The sequence below is a fragment of the Ewingella americana genome, from assembly GCF_006438725.1.
Classification (GTDB): Bacteria; Pseudomonadota; Gammaproteobacteria; order Enterobacterales; family Enterobacteriaceae; genus Ewingella; species Ewingella americana_A.
The window spans coordinates 15218-41932 of sequence record NZ_RCZD01000012.1; the positions used below are offsets into that span (position 1 = coordinate 15218).

26 protein-coding genes and 1 pseudogene are annotated in these 26715 nt (G+C 52.5%); 14 read left to right on the forward strand and 13 right to left on the reverse strand.

The genetic code is table 11. From position 1 onward, the window contains the following. Positions 1-39: 39 nt before the first annotated feature. The 7 genes from ubiB to udp form a co-directional block, all read right to left on the reverse strand. Positions 40-1671 (reverse strand): ubiquinone biosynthesis regulatory protein kinase UbiB, encoded by a 1632-nt coding sequence (gene ubiB, locus EAH77_RS19430; RefSeq protein WP_140474471.1) that lies wholly within the window; start codon positions 1669-1671, stop codon positions 40-42. Then, positions 1668-2276, reverse strand: a complete 609-nt coding sequence (ubiJ, locus tag EAH77_RS19435) for a ubiquinone biosynthesis protein UbiJ (RefSeq protein ID WP_140474584.1) — start codon at positions 2274-2276, stop codon at positions 1668-1670. Before ubiJ ends, ubiB begins: the two co-directional genes overlap by 4 nt. Before the next feature lie 13 nt (positions 2277-2289). Further along, positions 2290-3045 (reverse strand): bifunctional demethylmenaquinone methyltransferase/2-methoxy-6-polyprenyl-1,4-benzoquinol methylase UbiE, encoded by a 756-nt coding sequence (ubiE, locus tag EAH77_RS19440; protein ID WP_140474472.1) that lies wholly within the window; start codon positions 3043-3045, stop codon positions 2290-2292. Between the two features lie 139 nt (positions 3046-3184). Beyond that, the gene (gene rmuC / locus EAH77_RS19445) at positions 3185-4738 is read right to left on the reverse strand and encodes a DNA recombination protein RmuC (protein WP_140474473.1); all 1554 of its coding nucleotides are present in this window, start codon (positions 4736-4738) and stop codon (positions 3185-3187) included. A 158-nt stretch (positions 4739-4896) separates the two neighbouring features. Next, positions 4897-5424 (reverse strand): DedA family protein, encoded by a 528-nt coding sequence (locus EAH77_RS19450; protein ID WP_140474474.1) that lies wholly within the window; start codon positions 5422-5424, stop codon positions 4897-4899. Positions 5425-5496: 72 nt separating this feature from the next. Continuing rightward, the gene (locus EAH77_RS19455) at positions 5497-6276 is read right to left on the reverse strand and encodes a tyrosine-protein phosphatase (RefSeq protein WP_140474475.1); all 780 of its coding nucleotides are present in this window, start codon (positions 6274-6276) and stop codon (positions 5497-5499) included. Positions 6277-6394: 118 nt separating this feature from the next. Next, positions 6395-7150 (reverse strand): uridine phosphorylase, encoded by a 756-nt coding sequence (udp, locus tag EAH77_RS19460; protein WP_140474476.1) that lies wholly within the window; start codon positions 7148-7150, stop codon positions 6395-6397. A gap of 386 nt (positions 7151-7536) precedes the next feature. Here udp and EAH77_RS19465 point away from each other — a divergent pair, with 386 nt between their 5' ends. Next, positions 7537-8376 (forward strand): dienelactone hydrolase family protein, encoded by an 840-nt coding sequence (locus tag EAH77_RS19465; protein WP_140474477.1) that lies wholly within the window; start codon positions 7537-7539, stop codon positions 8374-8376. Between the two features lie 89 nt (positions 8377-8465). On the opposite strand, the pseudogene EAH77_RS25590 reads toward EAH77_RS19465, so the two are convergent. Together EAH77_RS25590 and ptsP are read right to left on the reverse strand one after the other, a co-directional pair. Continuing rightward, a pseudogene (locus EAH77_RS25590) lies at positions 8466-8570 on the reverse strand (fructose-6-phosphate aldolase); the annotation flags it as partial. A gap of 34 nt (positions 8571-8604) precedes the next feature. Continuing rightward, positions 8605-11109: a phosphoenolpyruvate--protein phosphotransferase gene (ptsP, locus tag EAH77_RS19475; protein ID WP_140474478.1), complete on the reverse strand. Its 2505-nt coding sequence runs from the start codon at positions 11107-11109 to the stop codon at positions 8605-8607. Between the two features lie 401 nt (positions 11110-11510). On the opposite strand from ptsP, the gene EAH77_RS19480 reads away from it, so the two are divergent. The 5 genes from EAH77_RS19480 to EAH77_RS19500 all read left to right on the forward strand — a co-directional run bounded on the left by EAH77_RS19480 (position 11511) and on the right by EAH77_RS19500 (position 16530). Continuing rightward, entirely contained in the window at positions 11511-12590 is a 1080-nt protein-coding gene (locus EAH77_RS19480) for a PTS fructose transporter subunit EIIC (RefSeq protein WP_140474479.1), read from the forward strand. Between the two features lie 62 nt (positions 12591-12652). Next, positions 12653-12973, forward strand: a complete 321-nt coding sequence (locus tag EAH77_RS19485; RefSeq protein ID WP_140474480.1) for a PTS fructose-like transporter subunit IIB — start codon at positions 12653-12655, stop codon at positions 12971-12973. Between the two features lie 18 nt (positions 12974-12991). Continuing rightward, on the forward strand, positions 12992-15289 hold the full coding sequence (locus EAH77_RS19490) for a formate C-acetyltransferase (RefSeq protein WP_140474481.1): 2298 nt from the start codon (positions 12992-12994) through the stop codon (positions 15287-15289). Beyond that, positions 15255-16142 (forward strand): [formate-C-acetyltransferase]-activating enzyme, encoded by an 888-nt coding sequence (locus tag EAH77_RS19495; protein WP_140474482.1) that lies wholly within the window; start codon positions 15255-15257, stop codon positions 16140-16142. Before EAH77_RS19490 ends, EAH77_RS19495 begins: the two co-directional genes overlap by 35 nt. Positions 16143-16185: 43 nt before the next feature. Further along, positions 16186-16530: a PTS fructose-like transporter subunit IIB gene (locus EAH77_RS19500; protein ID WP_140474483.1), complete on the forward strand. Its 345-nt coding sequence runs from the start codon at positions 16186-16188 to the stop codon at positions 16528-16530. A 27-nt stretch (positions 16531-16557) separates the two neighbouring features. Here the strand turns inward: EAH77_RS19500 and EAH77_RS19505 are convergent, their stop codons facing one another. Beyond that, positions 16558-17421 (reverse strand): helix-turn-helix domain-containing protein, encoded by an 864-nt coding sequence (locus EAH77_RS19505; RefSeq protein ID WP_140474484.1) that lies wholly within the window; start codon positions 17419-17421, stop codon positions 16558-16560. A 337-nt stretch (positions 17422-17758) separates the two neighbouring features. Here EAH77_RS19505 and EAH77_RS19510 point away from each other — a divergent pair, with 337 nt between their 5' ends. The 7 genes from EAH77_RS19510 (at position 17759) to EAH77_RS19540 (ending at position 21618) form a co-directional block, all read left to right on the forward strand. Continuing rightward, complete coding sequence (locus tag EAH77_RS19510) at positions 17759-18418, forward strand: DUF2589 domain-containing protein (protein ID WP_140474485.1); 660 nt, start codon at positions 17759-17761, stop codon at positions 18416-18418. A gap of 73 nt (positions 18419-18491) precedes the next feature. Continuing rightward, on the forward strand, positions 18492-19097 hold the full coding sequence (locus tag EAH77_RS19515) for a DUF2589 domain-containing protein (protein WP_140474486.1): 606 nt from the start codon (positions 18492-18494) through the stop codon (positions 19095-19097). Next, positions 19090-19539, forward strand: coding sequence for a lysozyme (locus EAH77_RS19520; RefSeq protein WP_140474487.1), 450 nt, complete (start codon positions 19090-19092; stop codon positions 19537-19539). Before EAH77_RS19515 ends, EAH77_RS19520 begins: the two co-directional genes overlap by 8 nt. Before the next feature lie 26 nt (positions 19540-19565). Further along, complete coding sequence (locus tag EAH77_RS19525) at positions 19566-20087, forward strand: ribonuclease domain-containing protein (RefSeq protein WP_140474488.1); 522 nt, start codon at positions 19566-19568, stop codon at positions 20085-20087. Between the two features lie 102 nt (positions 20088-20189). Continuing rightward, positions 20190-20756 (forward strand): hypothetical protein, encoded by a 567-nt coding sequence (locus EAH77_RS19530; RefSeq protein ID WP_140474489.1) that lies wholly within the window; start codon positions 20190-20192, stop codon positions 20754-20756. Positions 20757-20825: 69 nt separating this feature from the next. Further along, positions 20826-21287: a hypothetical protein gene (locus tag EAH77_RS19535; RefSeq protein WP_140474490.1), complete on the forward strand. Its 462-nt coding sequence runs from the start codon at positions 20826-20828 to the stop codon at positions 21285-21287. Next, entirely contained in the window at positions 21277-21618 is a 342-nt protein-coding gene (locus EAH77_RS19540) for a hypothetical protein (protein WP_140474491.1), read from the forward strand. The genes EAH77_RS19535 and EAH77_RS19540 overlap by 11 nt, the downstream gene beginning before the upstream one ends. 79 nt (positions 21619-21697) lie before the next feature. Here EAH77_RS19540 and EAH77_RS19545 read toward each other — a convergent pair whose 3' ends face one another. Both EAH77_RS19545 and metE read right to left on the reverse strand, forming a co-directional pair. Further along, positions 21698-22297, reverse strand: a complete 600-nt coding sequence (locus tag EAH77_RS19545; protein ID WP_140474492.1) for a response regulator transcription factor — start codon at positions 22295-22297, stop codon at positions 21698-21700. 200 nt (positions 22298-22497) lie between these two features. Continuing rightward, positions 22498-24774: a 5-methyltetrahydropteroyltriglutamate--homocysteine S-methyltransferase gene (gene metE / locus EAH77_RS19550; RefSeq protein ID WP_140474493.1), complete on the reverse strand. Its 2277-nt coding sequence runs from the start codon at positions 24772-24774 to the stop codon at positions 22498-22500. Positions 24775-24878: 104 nt separating this feature from the next. Here metE and metR point away from each other — a divergent pair, with 104 nt between their 5' ends. Beyond that, the gene (gene metR / locus EAH77_RS19555; RefSeq protein WP_140474494.1) at positions 24879-25814 is read left to right on the forward strand and encodes an HTH-type transcriptional regulator MetR; all 936 of its coding nucleotides are present in this window, start codon (positions 24879-24881) and stop codon (positions 25812-25814) included. On the opposite strand, the gene EAH77_RS19560 is transcribed toward metR, so the two are convergent. Beyond that, positions 25720-26619 carry a carboxylate/amino acid/amine transporter gene (locus EAH77_RS19560; RefSeq protein ID WP_140474495.1) on the reverse strand — a complete coding sequence of 300 codons (900 nt, stop codon included), beginning with the start codon at positions 26617-26619 and terminating at the stop codon, positions 25720-25722. The genes metR and EAH77_RS19560 overlap by 95 nt on opposite strands. Between the last annotated feature and the right edge of the window lie 96 nt (positions 26620-26715).

A 26715-nucleotide genomic window follows, 5' to 3' on the forward strand; every position in this document is an offset into this window, starting at 1 on the left:
CAAATTTAAACACGTAAAACGTTCTTAAGAGCCCGGGGATTAACTGCTGCGCTTCCAGCCAATCAACCAGAAAACCACCCCGGCGGCCATCAGCCAGGCGGGATAAACCTCAACCTGACCAAGCAGCAAGATTGTACCGCTGAGCAGGAGGGTGGCACCAATACCGAAAAGATATCGGGACTGCCCCTGTCGCACGCCCTGATGCTGGATTTGCGTAGACAGCTTCTCAATGTTGTATTGCAAAAGCTTATGTTGATTGAGGCTTTGGTAAACCAGATCAGGAAGCTCTGGCATTTTCTCAATCCAGAAAGGCGCCTTCTCTTTCAGAGCCCGTAGCATCGCTGGTAAGCCGACCTGATCTTTCACCCAACTTTCAAGGAAGGGTTTGGCTGTGGTCCAGAGATCAAGCTGGGGGTATAACTGACGTCCCAAACCCTCAACATACAACAGAGTTTTTTGCAGCAGAACCAGCTGGGGCTGTACTTCCATATTAAAGCGGCGTGCCGTGTTAAACAGGTTTAACAGCACATTACCAAAGGAGATTTCTGCCAGAGGCTTCTCGAATATCGGCTCGCAAACGGTACGAATGGCGAACTCAAATTCTTCAACATTGGTATCACGTGGAACCCAACCTGAATCAACATGCAACTCAGCAACTTTGCGATAATCTCGGTTAAAGAAGGCGATGAAATTCTCCGCCAGATAACGCTTATCATCTTTGTTCAATGAACCAACTATGCCGCAATCAATGCCTATGTAGCAAGGATCTTCAGGCGTTTCATAGCTGACGAAAATATTACCTGGGTGCATGTCTGCATGGAAAAAGCTGTCACGGAAGACCTGAGTAAAGAACACCTGGACGCCACGTTCGGCCAGCAATTTCATGTTGGTACCCTGCTTTTCCAGCGCTTTAACGTCAGAAACAGGAATGCCGTAAATACGCTCCATCACCATCAGCCGCTCGCTGCAATAATCGGGATACACTTCAGGAACATATAACATCGGGCTGCCCGTAAAATTGCGGCGCAACTGAATAGCATTGGCAGATTCGCGCAGAAGGTTCAGCTCATCGAGCAGTGTTTTTTCATATTCACGCACCACTTCTCGCGGCTTCAGGCGACGGCCATCAGGAAGCAGTACCGGCACCCAGCCCGCTAAGCGCGACATCAGGCGTATATCCGCTTTGATGATCGGCAAAATATCCGGGCGGATCACTTTGAGTACAATGGGTTTACCGTTCTCTTTCAGTATCGCTGTATGAACCTGCGCAATAGAGGCAGACGCCAGCGGGGTTTGATCAAACTCATCAAACCAGGTTTCCAGCGGTCCGCCCAAGGCTTCTTCAATCTGTTTGCGGGCCAGCGCACCGTCGAAAGGGGCAACATGGTCTTGCAGTAACGCAAGTTGATCGGCTATCTGGGGAGGAAAAAGATCACGGCGCGTGGAGAGCATCTGACCAAACTTAATCCATACCGGACCCAGTTGTTCGAGAGCCAGACGCAGGCGCGTACCGAGCGGTTTATCTTTATGGCGATGTGGCAGCCAGAAGAACAGATAACGCCCCAGTCGCAATGGCAGTGTTAACCGAATTTTGGGAATCAGTTCGTCAAGGCCGTAAGTTAAAAACATGCGAATAATCAGGTACAGGCGTCGCATTTCACCTGGAGTCATGGCGTATTCTCCAGCTTGTCGAAACGTTTATCCAGTGCAGCGAGCTCGCGGGCCAACTCGGTTACTTCATCGTTAAACCACACCACTTCCAGCGTTCCCGGTGCCAGTTTCCACTCTTCAGTTAACGTTTGCGCCACATAACTTTGCTGGCGCTTTAGGCCTTTTTCTACCAGGCGAAAACCGCCTGTTATGGCTTGGGTGAGACCCTGCGCTGCAATATCGCCGATATAGGGTGCAAGAAATTCAGCGGGTTCCCACTCAGCAAGATCAAACAGCGCGACCAACTGCTGGACGACAGCAATATCACCGTCAACAATCAGTTCGCCGCTGCGCATCAAAGGAGAGAGTTGCTGCCGATCGCGTAATTTCTGCAGAACGGATAACGTTGAGGTAACGGTGCAATCTGCTGCACCATCCCAATGCCCAAGAACGTCAATCTTCTGATCACTGAAGATGAACGTCAGCGGAGCGCTAAGCTCCTGCAATTCCACACGCAGAACCTTCCCCGCTAAACGGGTGCGCGCAGCTTTCAAACTGCGGTCTCTGAACAACAGATAATTCAGCGACGTCTCAATCGCGGCAGTCAGTAACGGCGTTAACAACATCGGCATACTCATCTTAGAACTTAAAACCACGGTGCAGCGCGACAATGCCACCGGTGAGATTGCTGTAGTTGACGTTTTCGAAACCAGCATCCGCCATCATGCCTTTAAGCGTTTCTTGATCGGGGTGCATACGGATGGACTCCGCCAGATAGCGATAGCTCCCTGCATCCTGAGCGACCAGTTCACCAATGCGGGGCAAAATGTGGAATGAGTAAGTGTCGTAGGCTTTGCTCAGTGGAGCCAGCACTGGTTTGGAGAACTCCAGCACCAGCAAACGCCCACCAGGTTTAAGCACGCGGAACATGGAACGCAACGCTTTTTCTTTTTCAGTCACGTTACGCAGACCGAATGAAATTGTGATGCAATCAAAATAGTTATCAGGGAAAGGTAACGCTTCGGCATTAGCCTGCACGTAGCTGACGTTGCCAACAATACCGAGATTACGTAGTTTTTCACGCCCCATCTTCAGCATGGAGTCATTGATATCTGCCAGCACCACTTCACCCGTCTCGCCGACCAGACGAGAGAACTTAGCTGTGAGATCACCAGTACCGCCCGCTAAATCGAGAACGCGCTGGCCACGGCGAACACCGCTGTTGTCGATGGTAAAACGCTTCCAAATACGATGAATACCGAAAGACATCAGGTCATTCATCAGGTCATATTTGGCGGCAACGGAGTGGAAAACTTCCGCCACCATTTCCGCTTTTTCATCTTTGGCTACGGTACGAAAACCGAAATGGGTGGTGTCCTTCGTCTGCTTTTCCATTATTTATGCCTGCTTATTCAGTCAAACTCTTGGGGAAAGTGTATCAGAACCCCAGGGAAAGCCCCATCACCGATGCTGATTGAACTTCCAAAGACATTCACTGGAATAATCTTTGAAAAACCACAGTGATAAGACCTGATTATTCTCGCTCACGTGACATGTTAGTGTCACCGTTATTGCTTTTTTGCGTCAGGTCATCGCCCTCTTGCGGTAAATCATTCTCAAGAGAAGCGGCAATTTCCGGCTCGTCTTCTGCTCTTGCCTGTTCAGCCAGAGAGGGGCTGATTGGCCGCTTAACCTCAACACCCAGCGCACGAAAACCTTCAACCTGGCCGATCAAATTACCTCGCCCCTGCGCCAGCTTATTCATCGCCAGGCGGTAGCTGCCCTGCGCTTTTTCGAGGCTCTGTCCCATCGACTCCATGTCGTCAACGAACAGGCGCAGCTTGTCATACAACCGTGCAGCCCTGTCAGCAATGCGTTTGGCATTCTGACTTTGATGTTCGTAACGCCAGAGATTACTGATCGTTCTTAGCGCCACCAGCAGGGTCGTTGGGCTGACCAGCATAATGTTGTGCTTCAGCGCTTCACTGATCAATTCGGGCTCCCGGTCGATAGCCAACAGGAAAGCTGGCTCGACAGGAATGAACATCAGCACGTAGTCGAGGCTACGCAGCCCCGGTAACTGCTGATAATCCTTACGCCCAAGCAGACGGATATGGCCGCGTACCGAAGCGATGTGCTCATTCAGGGCGATTTCACGTTCGATTTCGTCCTGGCTGTTGAAGTAGCGCTCATAAGCCACCAGCGTCATTTTGGCATCAATCACTACGTCTTTGTTTTGCGGCAACCTTACCACCACATCAGGCTGCATACGGCTGTTGGTATCGACCTGTACGCTGACCTGCGTCTGATATTCATGCCCTTCACGCAGGCCAGAGGCCTCAAGCACCCGGCTCAAGACTACCTCGCCCCAGTTGCCCTGGGTTTTATTGTCACCCTTAAGCGCCTTAGTGAGGTTTATCGCTTCACGGGCCATCTGTTCGTTCAGTTGTTGCAGATTGCGAATCTCATGGGACAGCGTATGACGTTCACGTGCTTCCTGCCCAAAGCTGTCCTGTACCTGACGGCGGAAACCATCCAGCTGTTCACGCAACGGCAGTAACAACTTGTCCAGACTCTGTTTATTCTGCTCATCAGCACGCCGCCCGTTGTGCTCAAAAATTCGGTTGGCCAGATTTTCAAACTGGCTGGTCAGCCGCTGTTCGCTATTGATCAGCAAGCGCTGCTTGTCTTCAGCCGCCATCCTAGTTTCATCAAGTCGCGTCGAGACTTCACGCAATTCAGCTTCCTGCGCACTGTTGATTTCACGTTGGGCGCGCAATTCCTGATTCAGTTGTTCGCACTCACTTTGCCAGTGAGCCAAGACCTGTAGTTTTTCACGGTTACCCGCCAGTTCACTGTGTAAATTGCGATGTTCCAGTTCGGCCTGACGGATCTCCTGCTGGGCATGCTGGCGCTCAGCCTTCAGCCCGTCGTTTTCCGCAGCCCGCTGCTCCAGAGCTTGTTGTAACAACCGGCGCTGCGTTTCATGCTCGGTCTGATGCCGCTGTTGACGCAGGCTGGCAATCAGCCAACCCAATAATATGCCAACCAAACCGCCGCCCATCAGATATAGGATGCTGAGGTCCACGGATTCTCCCTATCAGTCAATTCTTGCGGCCAAGGTAATGTCATGCTGTATGGATGTCCAGCCCATTTTAAGGCGGTTTGGTACTTTGCGAGACGTCTCGCAAGATGTGATTTCTCAGCCCCCCCCCCTCTTGCGCAAACCCTCCGCGCACCACAAGATTAAAACCAGCGACTGAGCCACTGAATACCAAAAGCACCGGGCGCCAATACCCAAAATGCCCATATCAGGGCGGAGGTGAAGTTCGCTATTTGAAAATAGCGCTGGGGCATGCCGCAAATGCCCGCAACCAGCGGTACAACGGCGCGAAGGGGACCAAAGAAGCGGCCGATAAAGGCGCCAGGCATCCCCCATTTGTCAAAGAAAGCGTGCCCGCGCGCCAACATCTGCGGATGTTTTGAAAACGGCCAAAAATGACCTACCCGGTTCTGGAAGTGTGCGCCAACCCAGTAAGAGAGCCAGTCGCCGAAAAAAGCACCCGCTGCAGCCGCCGCCCAGATAGGCCAGAAAGGGATGCCGCTTTCCCCGATCAGTGCCCCAAGCCCCAGCAAGATCACCGTGGCGGGAAGCAACAGGGAGAGAAATGCCAGGGATTCACCGAACGCGAGGAAAAAAACAATGGGCACAGCCCATCCCTCATGCGCACGAACAAATTCGGTGGTGAGGTGAATAATGTCGTTAACGGTCAAAGCTCTTCCTCATCATACGTACTTTAAAATCTGACTTTTTAGCTCACCACTGAGTGGGTTGACCATTCGAAGCTACTCAAGATAGCGGTCACGCAGATTGCCACGCTGCTCTGCTGTCAGACCGTACTCTTTTTCAAGCCACAAATCGGTGGAGCCGTACAAATCATCGATAGATTTTAGCGCAGTGTCGATAAACTCTTCGCGCACAGAAAGAACATAGGCAAATTTAGCCAGCGCTTTTTCGTTGAGTTTTATAGACATTCTATCGAGCATTTGTTCGCGGAATGGCGCCAGCGTAGTGTCAGTGAGCAAGTAATCTTCCAGCACAGTGTTGCGGTCTGCACCCAACGCAAAAAGGACCAGCGCAGAGCCCATGCCGGTGCGATCTTTCCCCACGGCGCAGTGTTGGACAATACCGCCGCGGGGTTGCCTCAGCAGGGTTACCAGTTGCTGGTAAGCCGCATTTTTGAAGGGCAACCGGCGATAAAGCTCGAGCATAAAGGCTTCGGGGTCAAATGCATTGATGGTGTGTTCCGTGAGCTTTTCGAGGTTGGCGTTAACTACGTGGCTCAGTGGATTGGCCGGCGCATGGTGATACTGAGCACCATGCCAGAGAACGTCAGGTTTTACGGCGACTTCATCGGCATCGCGGTAGTCGAGAATATGCGCAACCGGGACTTTACTCAGAAAGTCGCAATCTTTCGCCGTCAGTGCGTCAAGTGAGCCCGAACGGTACAACCAGCCGCGTTTGATCCGACGTCCGTCTGCGACACTGTTGCCGCCTAATTCGCGAAAATTGATGCCACCTTCAAGAGGAGTCAGCGAGGGGTGAAGTAAAATGGTGGCGGTCATAAAAGGTCCTTTTTCTGGAATTATCTCTTCCCAGACCTTAACAGATTCGCGTTGTAAGATAAAAAAACGGGCCACCGAAGCAGCCCGTTATAGGTAAGTAAAAGCAACGCAGCGGCCTTTAGATCAGGTGGCGAGCGGCTTCTACGACAATTTTCACCGCATGACTTTCGGTTTTTTTCATCGTCTCAACATTCGGAATTTCTTGCTGGGTACGGTTGACGATGACGCCAGCGACCATACCGGCGCGCAGGCCCTGGCTGGCACACATGGTCAACAGCGTCGCTGATTCCATTTCATAGTTCATGACGCCCATCTCCTGCCACTCTTTCATCGACTCTTTAAAGCGACGAACTACGCGGCCGGAGTAAGTGTCATAACGTTCCTGACCCGGATAGAAGGTGTCAGAAGACGCGGTCACGCCGATGTGAATTTCTGCGCCAACGGCCTTCGCCGCGGCGACCAGCGCCGTGGTACAGGTGAAATCAGCCACTGCTGGGAATTCCATCGGTGCGAAGTGCAGGCTTGCGCCATCAAGGCGCACAGCAGCGGTGGTCACCAGAACGTCACCCACATTGATATGTGGCTGAATCGCGCCGGTCGTCCCCACGCGCAGGAAGGTGCGGATACCCAGTTGGGCCAGTTCCTCAACCGCGATAGAGGTAGACGGACCACCGATACCGGTTGAGCAAACGATGACCGATTTGCCGTCAAGCTCTGCACGCCATGAGGTAAATTCACGATGCGAAGCCAGATGCACTGGGTTATCCATCAGTTTGGCGATCTTTTCAACGCGCTCAGGATCACCGGGAACGATAGCCAGCGTCGCGCCATTTAAATCTTTTTTGGTCAGGCCAAGGTGAAAAACGTCAGACATAACAAACTCCTCTTTATTTAAGGTCATATTTTCGCAGGAGGACACCCGGCTACTCTACTGATCATTGTGCCGTTATTTAGTGATGAAGGTCACTATGGCGTAACAACAAAAATACGGCGTACATTTAAAATGTGATCCATTTCACAATAAAGGCTCTATTTGGTGATTATTCATACCGTACTGATTTCTCTTTTTTACGCATTGAAAATAGCAAAGGTCTTAGCCAGGCCACGAGAACCCTGACACGGTAGGGAAGCGTACAAAGACCTGCATTTTACTCAACGCCTAACTATAGGACATGTCCTGTGTCTTGCCGTACCGGGTTTATGGCTATAGTTTAAAAACAACAGCACGACTCATTGCATAAGAAAAGTATGGAGACCGACATGAAGAATGACGACTTACCTGTGCCTGCACCGCAAGTAAAACAGGCTCCGACCAGCTTCGCCCCGGCGGTTACACCTGTCGCCAGCACCACGGTGCACACCGATACCGAAGGCCTGCACGCCGGTCAGACCACTATCCCATCTCAGGGTGAGGACATGCCTGCCTATCTTGCGCGCCCGGAACATTACACGGGAAAATTGCCGGTCGTGCTGGTGGTTCAGGAGATTTTTGGTGTGCATGAGCACATTCAGGATGTGTGTCGCCGTTTGGCAAAGCAGGGATATATGGCAATCGCCCCTGAGCTCTATTTCCGCCAGGGTGATCCCCGCGACTATACCGAAATCAGCGATATCATCAGTAAAGTCGTCAGCAAAGTGCCCGACCAACAAGTGTTATCGGACCTTGATCACACGGCGCACTGGGCCTCACAGCATGGCGGGGATACTTCAAAATTGGCGATCACCGGTTTTTGCTGGGGTGGGAGAATCGCCTGGCTTTATGCCGCACATAACCCGCAACTGAAAGCCGGTGTCGCCTGGTACGGCAAACTGGTGGGGGATAAGACGCTCACCAGCCCGACGCATCCGGTAGATGAAGCTGTCGATTTAACGTCACCGGTGCTCGGCTTATATGGTGGCAAGGACTCAGGAATTTCGCTCGAAAGTGTGGAAACCATGCGTCAGGCCATCCGCGCAGCGAACGCCACAGCTGAAATCGTGGTTTACCCGGATGCCGGACATGCGTTCAATGCCGATTACCGTGCCAGTTATGACCCCGAAGCCGCTGCCGATGGTTGGCAGCGCATGCTGAAATGGTTTGAGCAATATGGCGTGAAATAATACGCACAGGCATGGCACGCCCCAAGGCAGTCATGCCTGTGGGGCGTTTTTGCCAGGGTCGTTGTGTCAATCAACCTCAGGCCAGGCCAGGCCAGGCCAGCCTGACCAAATGCGCCCTGCCATTCTTGCTCAAATTTCTTCACTGCGGCCTGCACCGCCGGTGTACTAAGCAGCTGTTCCGCGACCTCTACTGGATAGAGTTCCATAACATTCCTTATCCTTGCAAATTTAGAGTTCAAGCTCTTGTTTCAGCAACAACTCAACCTGCTGCGCGGAGGTCGCATTGACCAGCGCATCACGGAAAGCTTCATGCATGATGCGGCGCGCCAGTTTGGAAAAAATACGCATATGTTGATCCCCTGCCGCATGTTTATTGAGGGTGAGCATAATGACAAACTCTGCCTGTTCATCTCCCCAGGCTATTGGCTGGGGCAGCTTTGCCACGCTGATGGTTGACTGCTCAATGTGCCCGGACTTGGTGTGAGGAATGGCAAAACCAAAACCCAGCCCGGTCGAAAATACTGCTTCTCGTGCCCACAGATCTGACGCCAATTTGCGCGGATAACGGCAACGCCCGGCCAGCATCAGGTTATCTACCATGCCTTTAATCACCTCCTCTTTACTGCACCAGTCCGTATCAAGAGCAATACACTCCGGTGTGATGAGCGGCGCATTGCTGACCTCCATACGGAACTTCGCCAGCAGATGCTCTACTTCCAGTGAGGTGCGGCATGCCATAGCGCTGTTTAACAGTTGACGGCACTCACGGCTGTCCAGCTTCGCCAGACGCGCCTTGGTAACAGCAATAGAAGGGGCACTCATACTGATTTCATCCAGCCCGAGTCCCACCAGCAACGGCAACACTGAACCTTTCGCGCCCAGCTCGCCACACAGACCAATCCATTTCCCATGCCGGTGTACTTCACGCACGGCATGATCCAGCCCACGCAGGAATGCCGGATTAAGGCTGTTGTAATGGCGGGTCACTTTGGCGTTATCACGGTCTACCGCTAACAAATATTGTGTGAGGTCATTACTGCCAATACTGAAGAAATCTATCTCTTCACAACATTGATCAATAATGAACAGCACCGAGGGTACTTCCAGCATGATGCCTAAGGGGATTCTCTCATCGAAGGGAATCTGCTCTGTGCGCAGGGATTGTTTAGCCTCCGCCAGTTTATCCTTCACCCACAACACCTCTTCCATAGAAGAGATCATCGGGATCATGATTTTCAGTGGCCCATGAGCCGAAGCGCGCAAAATTGCGCGTAGCTGAGTCGTAAATAACGGTAGATATTCCTGATAGATACGCACTGCACGATAGCCAAGGAAAGGATTATTTTCTGCAGGAATATTCAGGTAATCGACAGGCTTATCACCGCCAATGTCCATAGTGCGGACAATGATGGTTTTTCCTTTTGCTGCCTCGCTGGCCTGACAAAAAATATTGTAGAGTTCATCTTCTGACGGCGCGTTCGTGCGGTCCATATAGAGCATTTCGGTGCGAAACAGTCCTGTCGCCTCAGCGCCGTTGGCAAAAGCCGCCTGCGCTTCAATGGAATGGGCAATATTCGCCGCGACCTCAAGCCTGACGCCATCGGCGGTATATCCCGGTTTATCCAGATACTGGCTCTGCTGCTGACGCAGTTGCCCGGCAACCCATTGCTCCTGTTGAAAATAGCGACGTACCTGTTCACTTAATTCACAAGCAACCAGGCCGAGATCGCCATCAATTTGCACTGTCTGGTTGAGATAGGGCTGCAGTGCCTGGGTATTTACGCCTACTAATGTCGGAATATTAAAAGAACGGGCCAGGATCACCGTATGCGACGTACTACCTCCACTACCGAGCAATAGCCCTTTCAGATAACGCTTATCCAGCTCGATAAATTGACTGGGTGTGAGTTCATCAACCAGACAGATACTGGGTTCATTCAACGCAAGCTGAGAAGCAAACTGTTGCTCGCCATAAATATGCTGCAACAGCTGGAAGCTGACATCCCTGATATCCAGCTCGCGTTCACGAAGATAGGCGCTGGAAGAGAGTCCGAGTTGCTGGCTGAAATAAGCAGCAGTCCCGACAATACTTTGCGCACAGCTCTTACCCTCCTCAATTTGCAGCAGTAATTGGTCGCGGAATACCTGGTCACGTAATAAGGATTGATGAGCTTCGAGTACAGCGGTAGTCGTCGGGTTGCCTTCCATTAACCGCAGTTCCAGCACCTTCGCAAAGCGGCTCACTCCGGCAGAAAGCAGCGCTTGCTCATGGTCAAGCGTTCCGGCAGCAGGTAAAGCACCCAATGCGTTTAAATTAACGCTTATCAGGCTGGTTAGCTTTCCACTGGCACAGCCCGCGCTGACTGAACGCCCGCGAAAAAGAGTCGGTGCAAGATGGCTTAATGATTCAGGAATGGGCTCAGCTTCATCGCCTTCATTTTCTTGTGCCAGCGCTTCATCACAGTGCGCAAATTCATGTTCGATAAAGTGGCTAAAAGCCGCCAGTGCCGCCTCTTCATCCTGGCCTTCAACCATGATGTAACACTCATCGCCCAGCAACGTATCTGTACCAATCAGCGACAGCACGCTTTTGGCATCACCGATTCTTTCTGTACGCGTGTTGTGCCATTCAATACGGGCGCTGAAACGGTGGCATAACGTCTCAATATGGCTAGCGGGACGTGCGTGTACGCCATTGGGCAACATGCAGGTGAAGGTCATTTTTTTGGCCATTTATACATCCTCATCCAAATACACTCTCATCCAAATGACGGCGAACAATACCGGTTTGCTTTAGCTTGCAGGCTGTACGTCATGATGAATATGAGACAAAAAAGCCAAATACTGGACAAATGTACTCTTGGTGATTTTTTGCGAAGCATCTCACAGAGAGAAAGTTAACCAGCGATAGCTGGAAACATCGATTATTTGAGGCTGCTCGCATTTTTGTTTTTAGATTACAAAAATCCAGTAAAACGCAATTTTGTCTCCTGTCAGGCCGAGTCACCTAAGCCTATCGTGTAGGCCAATTACCTTTCTTTTTATAGGGTGATCAGTTTTCAAAAGAGGCGCTAAAACGGAGCCGAACACAACACGCGCCATCGACCCGCTCTGATAACCCACAGGAGCCAATCATGAAAGAGTTGCTCACGATTTTGAAAAATACGCGCCAGCATCTGATGACCGGCGTGTCCCATATGATCCCCTTTGTGGTAGCAGGGGGCATTTTGCTGGCAGTGTCTGTCATGCTTTATGGCAAAGGCGCAGTGCCTGATGCCGCAACAGATCCCAACCTAAAAAAATTGTTTGATATCGGCGTCGCAGGATTAACCCTGATGGTGCCTTTCCTGGCTGCATACATCGGCTACTCCATTTCGGATCGCTCAGCACTGGCACCCTCGGCGATTGGCGCATGGGTGGGTGCTTCATTCGGCGCGGGATTTTTCGGTGCCATCATTGCCGGCATGCTGGGCGGCATCATTGTTTTCTATTTGAAGAAAGCCCCGGTACCCAAAATTCTGCGTTCCGTTATGCCTATTTTCGTCATTCCTATTATTGGCACCCTTCTCACCGGCGGGATCATGATGTGGGGACTCGGCGAGCCTGTAGGGCTGCTAACCACCAGCCTGACCCACTGGCTGCAAGGGATGCAGCAAGGCAGCATTATTGTGCTTGCCATCATTATGGGTCTGATGCTGGCTTTCGACATGGGTGGGCCAGTCAACAAAGTCGCCTACGCCTTTATGCTGATTTGTGTCTCACAGGGCGTTTATGCCGTGGTCGCTATCGCCGCAGTGGCGATTGCCACCCCGCCGCTGGGTATGGGTTTTGCCACGCTGATCGGTCGGCGCTACTACAGCGAAGATGAACGCGAAGCCGGCAAAGCCGCACTGCTGATGGGTTGTGTGGGTGTCTCCGAAGGGGCCATTCCGTTTGCCGCCGCTGACCCGCTGCGCGTCATCCCCTCCATCATGATTGGCTCAGCCTGTGCGGCTGTGACAGCAGCACTGGTATGCGCGCAGTGCTACGCCGGTTGGGGCGGCCTCATCGTGTTACCGGTAGTCGAAGGCAAGCTCGGGTATCTCGTCGCATTGCTGGTAGGCACGGTGATAACGGCGCTATGCGTCAATCTGCTCAAACATTTAGCCAGTAAAAAAACCACAGCCGCTGTGCCACAAGAATCTGACCTGGATCTGGACTTCGAAATTAACTAACCCATTTACCCACCAAATCCTTCAAGTTGCAGGAAGGATTGCGGGTACATAAGGAGATCATTATGACGACTATTATCGCTGTTACAGCCTGCCCATCAGGTGTTGCACACACTTATATGGCCGCAGAAGCCATCGAGCGCGCAGCCATTGCCCGGGGCTGGCTGTGCAAAGTAGAAACTCAGGGGTCAATAGGGTTGGAAAATGAGCTGTCGGCAGAAGACATTGCCGGTGCGGACATGGTTATTCTGACCAAGGACATCGGTATCAAATTTGAAGAGCGCTTCAAAGGTAAAATCGTGGTGCGTGTTGGGATCAGTGATGCTGTAAAACGCACCGACACCATTATGGAAAAAATTGCCGCACACCTCGCCACACGGGTCTAAGGCCACAAGGAGAAAGTGATGACATCTCGCATCGAACGTCTCAAGTCGGCGCTGTTTTCCAGCCCGCGTGAGATCTCACTGGAGCGTGCCCTGCTGTATACGGAAAGCCACCGTCAGACCGAGGGTGAACCTACAGTTATCCGGCGAGCCAAAGCTACGGCGCATATTCTGGAGAATGTGGAAATATCCCTGCGCGACGACGAACTGATCGCCGGTAACCGTACGGTAAAACCGCGGGCGGGAATTATCTCACCGGAGATGGACCCTTATTGGTTAATGAAAGAGCTGGAGGATTTCCCAACCCGCCCGCAGGACAGGTTTGCCATTTCTGAGCAAGATAAACAGATTTATCGCCAGATGCTTTTCCCCTACTGGGAAAAACGTTCGATGAAGGATTTCATCAACGGCCAGATGTCAGAAGAGGTCAAAGCGGCAACCAGCACACAAATATTCAGTATCAACCAGACGGATAAAGGCCAGGGGCACATCATTATCGATTACCCGCGCCTGTTGAATAAAGGACTGGATGCTCTGCTGGTAGAGATTAAAAACCATGTGGAAAAATCCCCCGACAACGCGTTCTATCAGGCAGCTTTGATTTTATTACAGGCCTCACAGCGACATATTTTACGCTATGCCTCATTGGCTACGCTCGAAGCCGAACAGTGTCAGGATCCACAGCGGTGCCTTGAACTTGAGCGCATCGCATCAGTTTCGCTGCACATTGCTTACTGCAAACCTGAGGATTTCCATCAGGCGTGTCAGCTGTTCTGGTACATGAATATCATTTTGCAGTACGAGTCCAACGCCAGCTCGTTATCTCTGGGCCGCTTCGACCAATATATGTTGCCGTTTTATCAGACATCGCTTCGCCAGGGAGAAGATCCTGGGTTCTTGCAGGAGTTGTTGGAATGCCTGTGGGTGAAATGTAATGACATTGTGTTGCTGCGCTCAACCTCCAGCGCCCGCTACTTTGCCGGTTTCCCGACGGGTTACACCATTTTACTTGGAGGATTGACAGAAACCGGCCGCAGTGCGGTCAATCCTCTCTCCACCTTATGTCTTGATGCTTATCAGAACATTCGCCTGCCGCAACCCAATCTGGGTGTCCGCGTCAATGAGTTAATTGACCGCCCATTTCTGCTGAAAACCGCAGAAACCATTCGGCTCGGTACCGGCATACCGCAAATCTTTAATGATGAAGTCGTGGTACCGGCCTTTCTTAATCGGGGGGTTACCCTGGAAGACGCACGCGACTACGCCGTGGTTGGCTGCGTCGAGCTCTCAATTCCGGGGAAAACCTACGGTTTACACGACATCGCGATGTTCAACCTTTTGAAAGTGATGGAGCTGACCCTGCATGAAAACCAGGGCAACAGTGCTATCACGTATGAACAACTCCTCGACCAAATACGCCATAAAATCAGTCACTTTGTGCGCCTGATGGTCGAAGGTAGCAATATTTGCGATATCGGACATCGCGACTGGGCGCCGGTCCCCCTGCTCTCCTCTTTCATTGAGGGCTGTCTGCAAAGTGGTAAGGACATCACTGCGGGTGGTGCCCGCTACAACTTTTCGGGCGTGCAGGGCATTGGCATTGCCAATCTCAGTGACTCACTGTTTGCCCTCAAAGGCATAGTCTTTGACCAGCAACGCCTGAGCTTTGATCAATTGCTGGCCTCACTGAAAGAGAATTTCGCCAGCGAAGAAGGGAAAGCGATTCGCGCGCGGCTGATTAACCGTTTCGATAAATATGGCAATGACATTGATGATGTCGATTTAATCAGCGCAGATTTACTGCGTTTTTACTGCAAAGAAGTAGAAAAATTCCGTAACCCGAGAGGGGGCCAATTTACACCCGGCTCGTATACCGTCTCCGCTCACGTTCCGCTTGGGGCGGTGGTCGGCGCAACACCGGATGGCCGTTATGCCGCAGAACAGTTAGCCGACGGCGGTCTTTCGCCGATGTTAGGGCGGGACCATCAGGGGCCGACGGCAGTGCTGAAATCAGTCAGCAAACTCGACAGCTATCTGTTATCCAATGGTACTTTGTTGAATGTGAAATTCACCCCATCAACGCTCGAGGGCCAACAGGGGTTGAATAAATTGGCAGACTTTCTCGGCGCTTTTACCAAGCTAAAACTGCAACACATTCAGTTCAACGTAGTGAATGCTGAACAACTGCGGGAAGCGCAGGCACGTCCGCAAGATTTCGCCGGTCTGGTGGTGCGGGTGGCTGGGTACAGCGCATTCTTCGTCGAACTGTCGAAGGAGATTCAGGATGACATCATCCGCCGCACAGCGCATCAGTTGTAACTGCGTCGAATCGGGCCGGGTACCGCCTGAACCCGAGGCGCGGATATTCAACATTCAGCGTTTTTCGCTCAATGATGGTCAGGGTATCCGTACCCTGATTTTTTTCAAAGGCTGCCCACACCGTTGCCCATGGTGCGCTAACCCAGAATCTATTTCGCCCCGGATTCAAACCGTCCGGCGCGAATCAAAATGCCTGCACTGCAGGCATTGTCTGAATGATGCAGATGAATGCCCAAGCGGCGCAATGGAGCGAATAGGGGAAACTATCGGTCTGAGTGCATTACTGGAACGCATACTGAAAGATGAAGTGTTCTTTCGCACTTCCGGCGGAGGCGTCACGCTTTCCGGTGGAGAGGTACTTATGCAGCATGATTTTGCCCGTCATCTGCTGCAACGTCTGCGGGCATTAGGCATTCATACGGCAATTGAAACAGCGGGGGATGTACCCTGTGAGCATCTGCTGAGCGTAGCGGAACACTGCGATCAGATTTTATTCGATTTGAAAATCATGGACATCACACAGGCGCGTAAGATTTTGAACATGGACCAGTCACGCGTGCTGAAGAACTTTGAGGCACTGGCGAAACGGGGAGCCCTGCTTTTACCACGTCTGCCATTGATCCCTGGCTACACGCTGGACTGCGACAATTTTCAGGCGATCCTGAACTTTCTTGCTCCTTTCCAATTACCCGAACTGCATCTGCTGCCCTTTCATCAGTACGGTGAGGACAAATATGCCCTGCTCGGCAAGCCTTATCTGATGCGGCATATTCCTGTGCCAGATACCGCAGAGATTGCACGTTTTCAAACAGTGGCAATCCGTGCAGGCTATGATGTGCATATTGGCGGCTGAGTGAAGGAAGCCGCACCAATGCGGCCTGAAGGAGAATGGGGATATGTCTATAAAACTGGTGGCCGTGACCGCCTGTATCAGCGGCGTAGCCCATACTTACATGGCCGCTGAACGCTTAGAAAAACTCTGTGCGCAGGAGAAATGGTCCCTGAAAGTGGAAACTCAGGGCGCGCTCGGCGTCGAAAACCGCCTTTCTGCAGAAGATATTGCCCAGGCTGATGTCGTACTGTTAATTGCCGATATTATGCTCGAAGAGGCTGAACGATTTGCTCACCAGCGCGTAGTGGAGGTCAGTATTCATGGTTTTTTAAGCGGCAGTGGCCGGGTGATCAGCGCGGTGCGTAAAGTGGCCACTTCACCGCAGGAAACCCGGATTCGGCTTGAATAACCGCGACAAATATTTAACTTTCAGCGATCAATCAGGCGTGATGCTCAGTTGGCTGCGATACTGGCTGCGGTATTCAGAAGGTGACCTTTCTGTGTTTTTGCGAAACTGACGGCAGAAGTAATTACTGTCGAGAAAGCCGCTGGCATGCGCCACTTCTTTTACCTTCATATCATAGCGTTTAAGCAGGTTTTTAGCCTGCTCCAGCCGTACATGATTGAGATATTCATTGAAACCGATGCCGCCTGATTTCTGGAACAGGTGTGACAGGTAGTTGGGCGAAATATAAAAGACGCTGGCCACCGCTTCCCGGGTCAGCGGTTCACGGTAATGCTCTTCCAAATATTCACGGATCACCGTAAATAACGTCTGGCTGCGCGATGTGGTTAGCGTGGAAGACCCAAACAGATCCAGCACATGGCTCAATAACCCTTTCACCAGAAAGTGCGCAGTAAGTTGATCCTCCTGATGCCAGGCCAACTCATTCAGTGCCTGCAACATAAATGCCCCGACCCTCGGCCCACGTCGTGCCACATTGCCCTTCTCCCCCGCAAAAAAAACCTCACCGTTCCAGTTCAGCAAACTGAAACCAAGCTGCTGTTTACCAAATAAAATACTCAGGGTCGTCACCGGCAACTGCCAGCGCGGGTTGTTCCAACCGTGAGAAGGCACAAACAGCACGTCACCGACGGACAGGGTCTGCACTTGATGATGCCCCTGCGGATCGCCCCACCCCATCTCCTGCTCGCCGGAAAGCACCAGCTCAAGGCGCGGAAAATTAACGTCATAAGCCAGCGGCGGTGCAGGATGCTGATTCCCCGCAAAATACACTTGCCGCACCCCTTTGGGGTTTTCCAGCAACGGCATCAGAGCAATGTGCAGAGGGGTTTTCATCGTCGGCGACCTTTCAGAAATAAGCAGCTCATCATAACCAAACTACAGCGCGAACTTTTGTTCCGCTCGCAGGGAATGCGAGAAAGGTCGATAAAATGTAGAAGGATTGCTGCCCGCATCAGCAATGCGGGCAGCAATGAATTGGATACGGGGAATTCGCCCCAGTAAAAAACGCGTTTTTGCACTTTGCCATCGGCCAGATATCCGGTAGGTACTCCGCCATTCATAGCCATGTCGCCCGCCGCTAAGCGGATATTTTCACCGCCCCATACCCCCTATTGTTTCTCCTGCGAGCTCGCACTTCGTCATCACTTTTCACCTCACAGGAGTACGCATTATGGATACACAATTTATTGGTTCCGTTATCAATGCCCTGCCGTTAGAAAATATGATTGGCGGCCCGCTGCAGGCCATGATTAAAGCGCAGGTTCAGGCCAGCAAGGCTTATGCCGATTTCCTGCTTTCCGTCTGTATCAAGGACGGCAAGGCCGAAGCCGTGCAGTTTGATTATGACGAAACGGTGGTTGATCAAGCCGGTGTGATTCAGGGGGTGGTCAAAAAAACCATGCGCATTCCTCTGCTGGCGGCCATCACTCACCCGATCATTTGTATCGAAGAAGGGACCATTGATTTCGAACTTGAAGTCACCCAAAGCGAAGCCAGTTCCAGTACGGACGATGCAGAAGGGTCTTTCGAAGCCACGCTCGGCTGGGGTCCGGTCAAAGTAAAAGTCTCTGGCCGTGTTTCGCATAAAGCAGAACAAACCCGCAAATCCGATACCCGCGCGAAGTACAGCATCCATACCCAAATCAAACGCCAGCAACCGCCGGAAGCGCTGATGCGCGTGATTGATTTTCTGACAGATGCTGCCACTAAACCGGCCGTTCTGCCTGCCGAAGCGAAAAAACTGGACGACAAAAAACTCGACGCCTTCCCGGAAACCTCAACCGCAGGTCCCGGGACGACCCCAGCCAAAGAGCCTGAAAAAGTGAACTGAGTTATCCCCCTGGTGGCAGGCAATGTAAACCGAAGGCCGCGTCTGTGGCGGCCTTCTTTTTCAGGAGTCAGTTATGTCATTGAAAAACTGGTTTGGCGGCGGAAAGCGCCCGCCAGAAGGCCCACCCGATACCCCCTCGGATCCCACCTTACCCGATCCTCCACCAGAACCACCGGTGGCCGAGGGCCCGCGGGTTCCTGTCACGCTGGAGGACATTACCCGAGGTATGCAGCTCGCGGCTTCGTCAGCCAACCAGCTGATTGCGCACCAATATATGCAGGCGCTGGACCCCTTTTTTGAACATATGGACGACGGCAGTCTGATGCCGCGCACTCTGATTATGCAGCTTGATGAGAAAAATCACTTCGAGCTGCCGCTGGTGGCACTGGCCACACCGCGCGGCCTGATGCTGGAAAAGATGAAAGTGCATCTGACTGTGCGTACCGATGGCGTCGAACAGCTGTCGGCTGGCCCAGACAGCGGGCAGGACAATGTCAGCCGTTTTCATGTCAGCCTGTCACCCGCCAGTAAAGACAGTGAAGGCCGCGACAGCCGCCATGTGGAGATCGAAATGCAGTTCACGGTGCTGGAGCCACCGGAAAGTGTCATGCGCCTGATCGATGAGTACACCAACCGGGTGATCCCAATCCCTAACGTTAAGGAGTCAGCAGATGAGTAATGTCATGTTAACCACCGGCGCGAATGGCCTGGCGCTGATCAAAGATTTCGAAGGCCTGCGATTGGAGAAGTACCAGGACGTGGTCGGCAAATGGACCATTGGTTACGGCCATTTGATCCTACCGACCGAAAGTTTTCCGCAACCCATCACCGGGGCGCAAGCCGGGGATTTGCTGCGTAAGGATCTGGCAGTCAGCGAGGCTGGGGTGAATAAGTGGGTCAGCATGGTGCTGACGCAAAACCAGTTCGATGCACTGGTCTCATTTACCTTCAATTTAGGTGTCGGCAACTTACAAAGCTCAACGCTGCTGAAATTACTCAATCAGGGACAGTTGCAGAGCGCCGCCGACCAGTTTTTGCGCTGGAATAAAGCCGGTGGCAAAGAGGTCGCCGGGCTGACCCGCCGCAGAATCGCAGAACGTAGCTTATTTTTATTGGCCTGAACACGCTCATCATTAAGGATATTGTCATGAAAAAAACGCCGTTGTCCGATTTGCTCCCTCATCGTATTGCCATCGCGCTGCTTAACAGTGCCCTGCTGGCCTGCGCCCTTTCTCCGGTTTATTCTGCCAGCGCGGCAGAAAGTATTTCTTGCACCACGGCCGTCAGCGAAGCAAATAAGGCATTGCATCAGCTTGGTGTAAAACCTATTCAACATGAAAAAGAGTTAGTGCAGTTATTAAAGATACTCAACCGCGATGATGTCTTACCGTCCAGTTATGTCACCACGGCGCAGGCCAAAGAAGCCGGCTGGAGCGGAAAAGATAATAGCTCATTATGGAACAGCTGGTCGCTGAATAAGAAATCGATTGGTGGTGACTCGCTTGAAAATAAGGCATTACCAGAAAAATACCGCTGGTACAGCGCCGATATAGAAGCGGTGCGCGGTAATCGCAGTCCTAAACGCCTGGCATATTCACCCGAAACACAGACGCGTTATTTAACCACCGATCTTTATCATTCCTGGGTGAAGATCAGCCCCTGCGAATAAATAACCGGTTCACTCTTTTATTTCAATTAAAGCTTGAACGGCGACATTATTTTCGGCGTTCAATACTCCGCCCATCCTGTTAATGACTTTTGAGGTGTTATTATGTTCCAAAATTATAATCTTCAGCAGCCTGCCGGCAGTAATTCATGCGGTGCTTATGCACTCAGCGCGTTAATTAATGCCCGTAATTTGGGCAATCCGGCCAATACACCGCTGGGTAATACCACTTACAACGCGGTGATCCACATCCAGAACGGCCTGGCGGGATATCCAGCGGCGTTTACCAACGCCGCGCCGCTCTCTCTGCCCTCCACGTTGGTCAGCCTCGGTATCCAGAGTGGCTTTAATGATGGCGTGCAGGTGATGGTGACGCCTGACTTACCCGGCGCTCTGCTTCCGCTCATTGCTCCGCAGCGGGCGCGAATCGGCAATACCGCCACCGTGATTGACAGTGCAGCTCAGCTTCAGGGAATGGTGCAAGCCGCCGGTTATTATTTGGCGCTGGTGGCGGGCGGTACACACTGGGTGGCACTCGGTCGTGATGCACACGGATTTTACATGTATGACCCCGCAACCGGACAGCACGGCATTCCGACCGGTCTGGTGGGAAATGCGCTGACGTTCAATGCGCAAAACTATGTGTTCGCCGGCATTCTGATCTGCTTCTGACAGCATGTCCCCCGCAATCAGACAGTGCCACGCCCTCCGTGGCACTGTGTTAAGCCATGAGGAGAGACTATGACAGCCGCGATACTTGACCCCGTCGGTAATTTTTTTGTCAGCCAGATCCTCGCCGCCTTTGCCGGATTGTTTGGCGGCCTGAGTATTTCGTTTTTCTGGCAGCCCAAAAAGCTTCATCGCCATGGCCGGTTTTCGGCTGGCTTGATCATTGGCAGCATCAGCGTCGGCGCAACGTCAGCCCTTGGCGGTATTGTCTCCCGCTGGCTGGGGATGAATTTTAACGAAGCCGACACCGCCATGGGCCTCGGTTATGTCGTCGGTGCTGTCAGCGTTGGAATGATCGCCTGGCTGGCGAATTTCTTTAACCGCCGCGAAGACGACGACATTCTCGAAGTGGCCGGGGAGCTGAAACGCGTGGCGCGGGGTATGTCGAAACCCCGCGCCGCCACACCACGCGATACCCCGCCGCGCACACGGGCAACCAAAAAATCTGCCGGAGATAACCGCAATGAACATTGAATGGTGGGGTTTTTTAGCCCTGACGCTGATTGATATCACCACAGCCCTGATTATCTTTTTCTGCGCACTGAACGAGCGCATGTTGCTGCTACCAGCCTGGTATAGGATCGGGCTGATCGCCGCCGCTTTTGGTTTCGCCGCTCAGGGCGGGCTGAATCTGCCGTACTTGCTGTTCGATATACAGCTTTATGCTCATGCACTGCCGTTCTGGGCGCTGAAAGATGTCGGGATTGCGATGGTGGCCTGCCACTATTTCTGGCAAGTCATCCGAGATAAACGAAAATTGGGGACACGCTTGTCACCACGAACCAAGAAAAATGTTCAGAAATAAAACGGTGCCACTCGTGTGAAATAACAATAAAGGATCCCTGGAGAAATAAAGCAGAACAGAAAGGACTGACTAGTGACGATTATTCATCGAGTGATAACATCATGGCGGCCTGCGTTCTATTTTTCACATTCAGCCGCCGGTAAATGGATTCAAGATGGGACTTTACCGTTCCTGCACTGATATTTAACAGGCGACTGATCTGCTTATTAGACTCTCCGGCCGCGATCAGTCGCAATATTTCCCTTTGCCGTTGACTGAGCCGGGTTAATGACTGCTCCTCACCAATATCTTCATAATGCTCATTCGGTACACAGACCATTCCGCAGGATGCCGTTCTTAATACCTGCCCAATGGTTTCCAGCGATGCATTTTTAGAGACTACCGCAATAGCATGATGTCGCAGGTAAAACTGTAAGGCGCTCTTTTTTACCTTCACCAACATGATCACGATCCGAATATTTGGGTGCGACAATGAAATTTCATCCAGTACAGGAACACAGGCTTCATGATCCATTTCACCATCAAGTAAAATCACTGAAATATTATTTTCGTCCAGAGCATGCCATATTGCATCTAAGCTATTGACGCCGTTTACACCAATCTCCGGCATTATATTTTTTAGACCCGCCGACATACCCTGAATGAAAATGGATAGTTGATCAACAATAAGTACATTCATTGTAAAACTCTCCGTTTAAAACTGATTGTGTGCAGTCGCAAAAGGAAATCCTTCGCTTAATGAGTATCGCTGTAATAAATAAAAAACGGAGAAGTCATTCGGCATATGACGATTAACAGATAGGCGTTTCAGGCGAGAATGAAAACAAAAAAAGGCACCGAAGTGCCCTCATGTAACTGCATCACCACACCCAGTCAGGGTCAGATGTTCTCTGCACGCAGACGTTTGGCAGCTTTCACCATGTTTTCCAGCGATTCACGGGTTTCCGGCCAGCCACGGGTTTTCAGGCCGCAGTCCGGGTTCACCCACAGACGCTCTGCCGGGATACGGTCCGCCGCTTTACGCAACAGGTCTTCGATCCACTCAACGCTCGGTACGTTCGGCGAGTGAATGTCATAAACGCCGGGTCCGATTTCGTTCGGGTACTCGAAGTCTTTGAAGGACTCCAGCAGATCCATATCGGAACGCGAGGTTTCGATGGTGATCACGTCAGCATCCAGCGCGGCAATCGAATCCATGATGTCGTTAAATTCGCAGTAACACATATGGGTGTGGATCTGCGTGTCATCTTTGGCAATCGCGGCGTTCAGTTTGAACGCATCCACTGCCCAACGCAGGTACGCATTCCACTCTGACTGGCGCAGCGGCAAGCCTTCGCGCAGTGCCGGTTCGTCAATCTGGATGATGCCGATGCCGGCTTTTTCCAGATCCTCCACTTCGTCACGCAGCGCCAGCGCAATTTGTTTGGCGATGGTTTCACGGCTGACATCTTCACGCGGGAAGGACCAGCAGAGAATGGTGATAGGTCCTGTCAGCATGCCTTTGACCGGTTTTTCGGTCAGGGACTGTGCGTACTTCGCCCACTCAACGGTGATGGCTTCCGGGCGGCTGACGTCGCCGATGATGACCGGTGGTTTGACGCAGCGGGAACCGTAGCTCTGTACCCAACCGTTTTGCGTGAAGACAAAACCGTCCAGATGCTCACCGAAGTATTCCACCATGTCGTTACGTTCGGCTTCGCCGTGCACCAGGACGTCCAGATCCAGACGTTCCTGTTCTTTGATGGCCTGACGGATGTGCTCGCTGACGCCGGTGCGGTAGTTTTTACCGTCGAGGCGACCCTGTTTGAAGTCCAGACGCAAGCCACGGATTTCAGTGGTTTGCGGGAATGAACCGATGGTGGTGGTCGGCCATGCAGGCAGTTTGAAACGGGCACGCTGCGCTTCGGCACGTTGGGTGTAAACGTGCGGGCGCTCGATATCGGCGGCAGCGATGGCGGCGACACGTTTGCCGACGGCAGCGTTGTTCACGCGGGTCGATTCACGGCGGGCGCGGATAGGTGCGCTGTAGTCCGCCAGTTTCTGCTGGGCTTCAGGCGTCGGGTTATTCAGCGCCGACGTCAAAAGCGACAGCTCGGCACATTTTTGCAGGGCAAAGGCGAACCAGCTTTTCACTTCGTCATCCAGACGGGTTTCAACGCTTAAGTCGATCGGACTGTGCAGCAGTGAACAGGAGCTGCCGATCCAGACGTTACGGCCTTCCACCAGTGGTTTCAGACGGTCGAACCAGCTGCTCAAATCTGCACGCCAGACGTTACGCCCATTGATCACACCCAGTGAAATCAGCCACTCTTTGGGCAGTGCGTTAATCACCGCTTGCAGGTCATCGCGACCGGCCACCGCATCAATGTGCAGACCCTGAACCGGTAACTGACGGAGGGTCTCAATGTTGTGACCGACGCTGTCGAAATAGGTGGTCAGCAGCAGTTTGGTTTTACCCTGTAGCTGCTCGTAAGCCGGTTTGTAGGCATCCAGCCACGCTTGCGGTAATTCCAGCACCAGCGCAGGTTCATCAATCTGCACCCATTCGATACCGCGTTTTGCCAGTTCGGCCAGCACTTGCTGGTAAACCGGCAGGATGTCGCTGAGCAGGGAAAGACGGTCAAACTGCTCGCCTTTCACTTTGCCGAGCCACAGGTAAGTCAGCGGACCAAGCAGAACGGGTTTGATTTTGTGACCGAGCGCCAGGGCTTCATCCACTTCGTCCAGCAGTTGGGTCCAGGTCAGTTTGAACTGCTGCCCCTTCACGAACTCCGGCACCATGTAGTGATAGTTAGTGTTAAACCATTTGGTCATTTCCGCAGCGGCAGCCGGTTTACCGGTCGGTGCGCGACCACGTCCCAGACGAAACAGGGTATCGAGATCGACAGAACCGTCAGCATTTTGATGGCGGGCTGGCACGTTGCCGAGCAGCAGGCTGGTGGTCAGTACGTGATCGTACCAGGCGAAATCGCCGACCGGCACCAGATCCACGCCAGCTTCTTCCTGTTGTTTCCAGTGACGGGCGCGCAGTTCGCGGCCAGTTGCCAACAGCTCTTCCTGCGTGGAATTGCCTGCCCAGTAGCTTTCTTGTGCTTTTTTAAGTTCACGACGCAGACCAACGCGTGGAAAACCCAGAGTGTGATTCAGTATCGTCATCTTTTTAATTCCTGTTTAGCCGTCCAGATGTTTACACATCCATAATCCGCAGGTACTGTATATTCCACAAGCGCAAATTATTCATGTCACAGTGAAGGACTCTCATGATCGAACTGAAACACCTGCGAACGTTGCAAGCACTGCGCAACACAGGGTCACTGGCTGCTGCCGCTTCGCAGCTTCATCAGACACAATCGGCCCTGTCGCACCAGTTCAGTGACCTTGAGCAACGGCTGGGTTTCAGGTTGTTCGTGCGTAAAAGTCAGCCGCTGCGTTTTACGCCGCAGGGCGAAATCATGCTGAATCTGGCCGAGCAGGTGCTGCCGCAAATCCAGCGGGCGTTGCAGGCGTGTAATGAACCGCATCAGACTTCATTGCGCATTGCCATCGAATGCCACAGCTGTATTCAGTGGCTGACGCCCGCGCTGGATAGCTTCCATCAGAACTGGCCTCAGGTGCTGATGGATTTCAAATCTGGCGTGACCTTTGATCCGCAACCGGCGCTGCAACAGGGCGAGCTGGATATCGTCTTAACGTCTGACATTCTGCCGCGCAGCGGTTTGCACTATTCACCGATGTTTGATTTTGAAGTCCGTCTGGTGCTGGCACCGGACCATCCGCTGGCGACCAAACCTGTCATCACGCCGGAAGATCTGAGCACAGAAACGCTGATGATTTATCCGGTGCAGCGTCAACGTCTGGATATCTGGCGGCATTTCCTGCAACCGGCAGGCGTCAGCCCGTCACTGAAAAGTGTCGATAACACCTTGTTATTAATTCAGATGGTGTCGGCAAGAATGGGTATTGCGGCATTACCACACTGGGTGGTGGAGAGTTTTGAGCGCCAGGGTTTAGTCGTAACCAAAACCCTGGGCGACGGCTTGTGGAGCCGTTTGTACGCCGCCGTGAGAGACGGCGAACAGCGTCAGCCGGTGACCGAAGCGTTTATTCGTTCGGCGCGCCAGCACGCGTGCGATCATCTGCCGTTTGTTCGCGACGCGGCACGACCCAACGCCGGTGCACCCACAGTGAGGACATAATCACCGCAGCGCCGAGGATAAAACTCGGCCAGTGTGGCTGCTGTTGCCAGATCGCCAGATTAACCAGCAACCCGGCCGGGACATGAAAGTTGTTCATTATCCCCAGCGTTCCGGCATCCACCTGCGTCGCCCCGTAGTTCCACATGAAGTAACCCAGCCCCGACGCACCAATCCCCAGCCATACCAGGATCCCCCATTGCAGTTCAGTGGTGGGCAGTTTTTGCGGATTGCCCCACAGGCACCACGCCACCACCGCGCAGAGCAGCGCACCAAGATAAAACCAGGAAAATGCCGTGTGCTGTGGCATCGGATGGGTTTCCATCAGACGTTTGTACCCCACCTGCCCGAGCGCAAAGCAGAGGTTTGCCGCCTGCACCAGCAACAGCCCGATGATGAAATGTTCGCTGATATGGTCATAGCGAATGATTGCCGCGCCGGCAACGGCCAACAATGCGCTCAATGCATAGCCGATACGGATTTTGCGGCCACTGATCAGGTCATAAATCAGCGTCACGTAGAGCGGGGTCATCACGGTGAACAGCAGGAACTCCGGCACCGACAGGTACAAATAGGCCTCAAAGCTGATCAGATACATGATGCCAAGCTGCATCGCGCCGACCGCCATGTACATCAGCAGGGTTTTAACCGGGTACCCTTTCCAGCGCAGAAACGGCAGGAACACCAGCGCAGCCAGGCTCAGACGGACCAGCACGGAAAAAACACTGTCAACCTGACCGGCGAGATAGACGCCGATCAGGCTGAAAGAAAAGGCCCACAAAAGGGTGGTAATAATAAGTAACGGCACGCAGTTCAGCCCGAAAAGGAACAAGATGAGGGATTGTAACGGAAGTTGGAAAGGGACAGCGCTCAAAGATGGTTTACATCTGTACAATAATGCACC

Excerpts from the sequence above, each read along its gene's own strand:
- ubiB (WP_140474471.1), bottom strand. The coding sequence starts at position 1,671 with ATGACTCCAGGTGAAATGCGACGCCTGTACCTGATTATTCGCATGTTT.
- ubiJ (WP_140474584.1), bottom strand. The coding sequence starts at position 2,276 with ATGTTGTTAACGCCGTTACTGACTGCCGCGATTGAGACGTCGCTGAAT.
- ubiE (WP_140474472.1), bottom strand. The coding sequence starts at position 3,045 with ATGGAAAAGCAGACGAAGGACACCACCCATTTCGGTTTTCGTACCGTA.
- EAH77_RS19455 (WP_140474475.1), bottom strand. The coding sequence starts at position 6,276 with ATGACCGCCACCATTTTACTTCACCCCTCGCTGACTCCTCTTGAAGGT.
- udp (WP_140474476.1), bottom strand. The coding sequence starts at position 7,150 with ATGTCTGACGTTTTTCACCTTGGCCTGACCAAAAAAGATTTAAATGGC.
- EAH77_RS19465 (WP_140474477.1), top strand. The coding sequence starts at position 7,537 with ATGAAGAATGACGACTTACCTGTGCCTGCACCGCAAGTAAAACAGGCT.
- ptsP (WP_140474478.1), bottom strand. The coding sequence starts at position 11,109 with ATGGCCAAAAAAATGACCTTCACCTGCATGTTGCCCAATGGCGTACAC.
- EAH77_RS19480 (WP_140474479.1), top strand. The coding sequence starts at position 11,511 with ATGAAAGAGTTGCTCACGATTTTGAAAAATACGCGCCAGCATCTGATG.
- EAH77_RS19485 (WP_140474480.1), top strand. The coding sequence starts at position 12,653 with ATGACGACTATTATCGCTGTTACAGCCTGCCCATCAGGTGTTGCACAC.
- EAH77_RS19490 (WP_140474481.1), top strand. The coding sequence starts at position 12,992 with ATGACATCTCGCATCGAACGTCTCAAGTCGGCGCTGTTTTCCAGCCCG.
- EAH77_RS19495 (WP_140474482.1), top strand. The coding sequence starts at position 15,255 with ATGACATCATCCGCCGCACAGCGCATCAGTTGTAACTGCGTCGAATCG.
- EAH77_RS19500 (WP_140474483.1), top strand. The coding sequence starts at position 16,186 with ATGTCTATAAAACTGGTGGCCGTGACCGCCTGTATCAGCGGCGTAGCC.
- EAH77_RS19505 (WP_140474484.1), bottom strand. The coding sequence starts at position 17,421 with ATGAAAACCCCTCTGCACATTGCTCTGATGCCGTTGCTGGAAAACCCC.
- EAH77_RS19510 (WP_140474485.1), top strand. The coding sequence starts at position 17,759 with ATGGATACACAATTTATTGGTTCCGTTATCAATGCCCTGCCGTTAGAA.
- EAH77_RS19515 (WP_140474486.1), top strand. The coding sequence starts at position 18,492 with ATGTCATTGAAAAACTGGTTTGGCGGCGGAAAGCGCCCGCCAGAAGGC.
- EAH77_RS19520 (WP_140474487.1), top strand. The coding sequence starts at position 19,090 with ATGAGTAATGTCATGTTAACCACCGGCGCGAATGGCCTGGCGCTGATC.
- EAH77_RS19525 (WP_140474488.1), top strand. The coding sequence starts at position 19,566 with ATGAAAAAAACGCCGTTGTCCGATTTGCTCCCTCATCGTATTGCCATC.
- EAH77_RS19530 (WP_140474489.1), top strand. The coding sequence starts at position 20,190 with ATGTTCCAAAATTATAATCTTCAGCAGCCTGCCGGCAGTAATTCATGC.
- EAH77_RS19535 (WP_140474490.1), top strand. The coding sequence starts at position 20,826 with ATGACAGCCGCGATACTTGACCCCGTCGGTAATTTTTTTGTCAGCCAG.
- EAH77_RS19540 (WP_140474491.1), top strand. The coding sequence starts at position 21,277 with ATGAACATTGAATGGTGGGGTTTTTTAGCCCTGACGCTGATTGATATC.
- EAH77_RS19545 (WP_140474492.1), bottom strand. The coding sequence starts at position 22,297 with ATGAATGTACTTATTGTTGATCAACTATCCATTTTCATTCAGGGTATG.
- metE (WP_140474493.1), bottom strand. The coding sequence starts at position 24,774 with ATGACGATACTGAATCACACTCTGGGTTTTCCACGCGTTGGTCTGCGT.
- metR (WP_140474494.1), top strand. The coding sequence starts at position 24,879 with ATGATCGAACTGAAACACCTGCGAACGTTGCAAGCACTGCGCAACACA.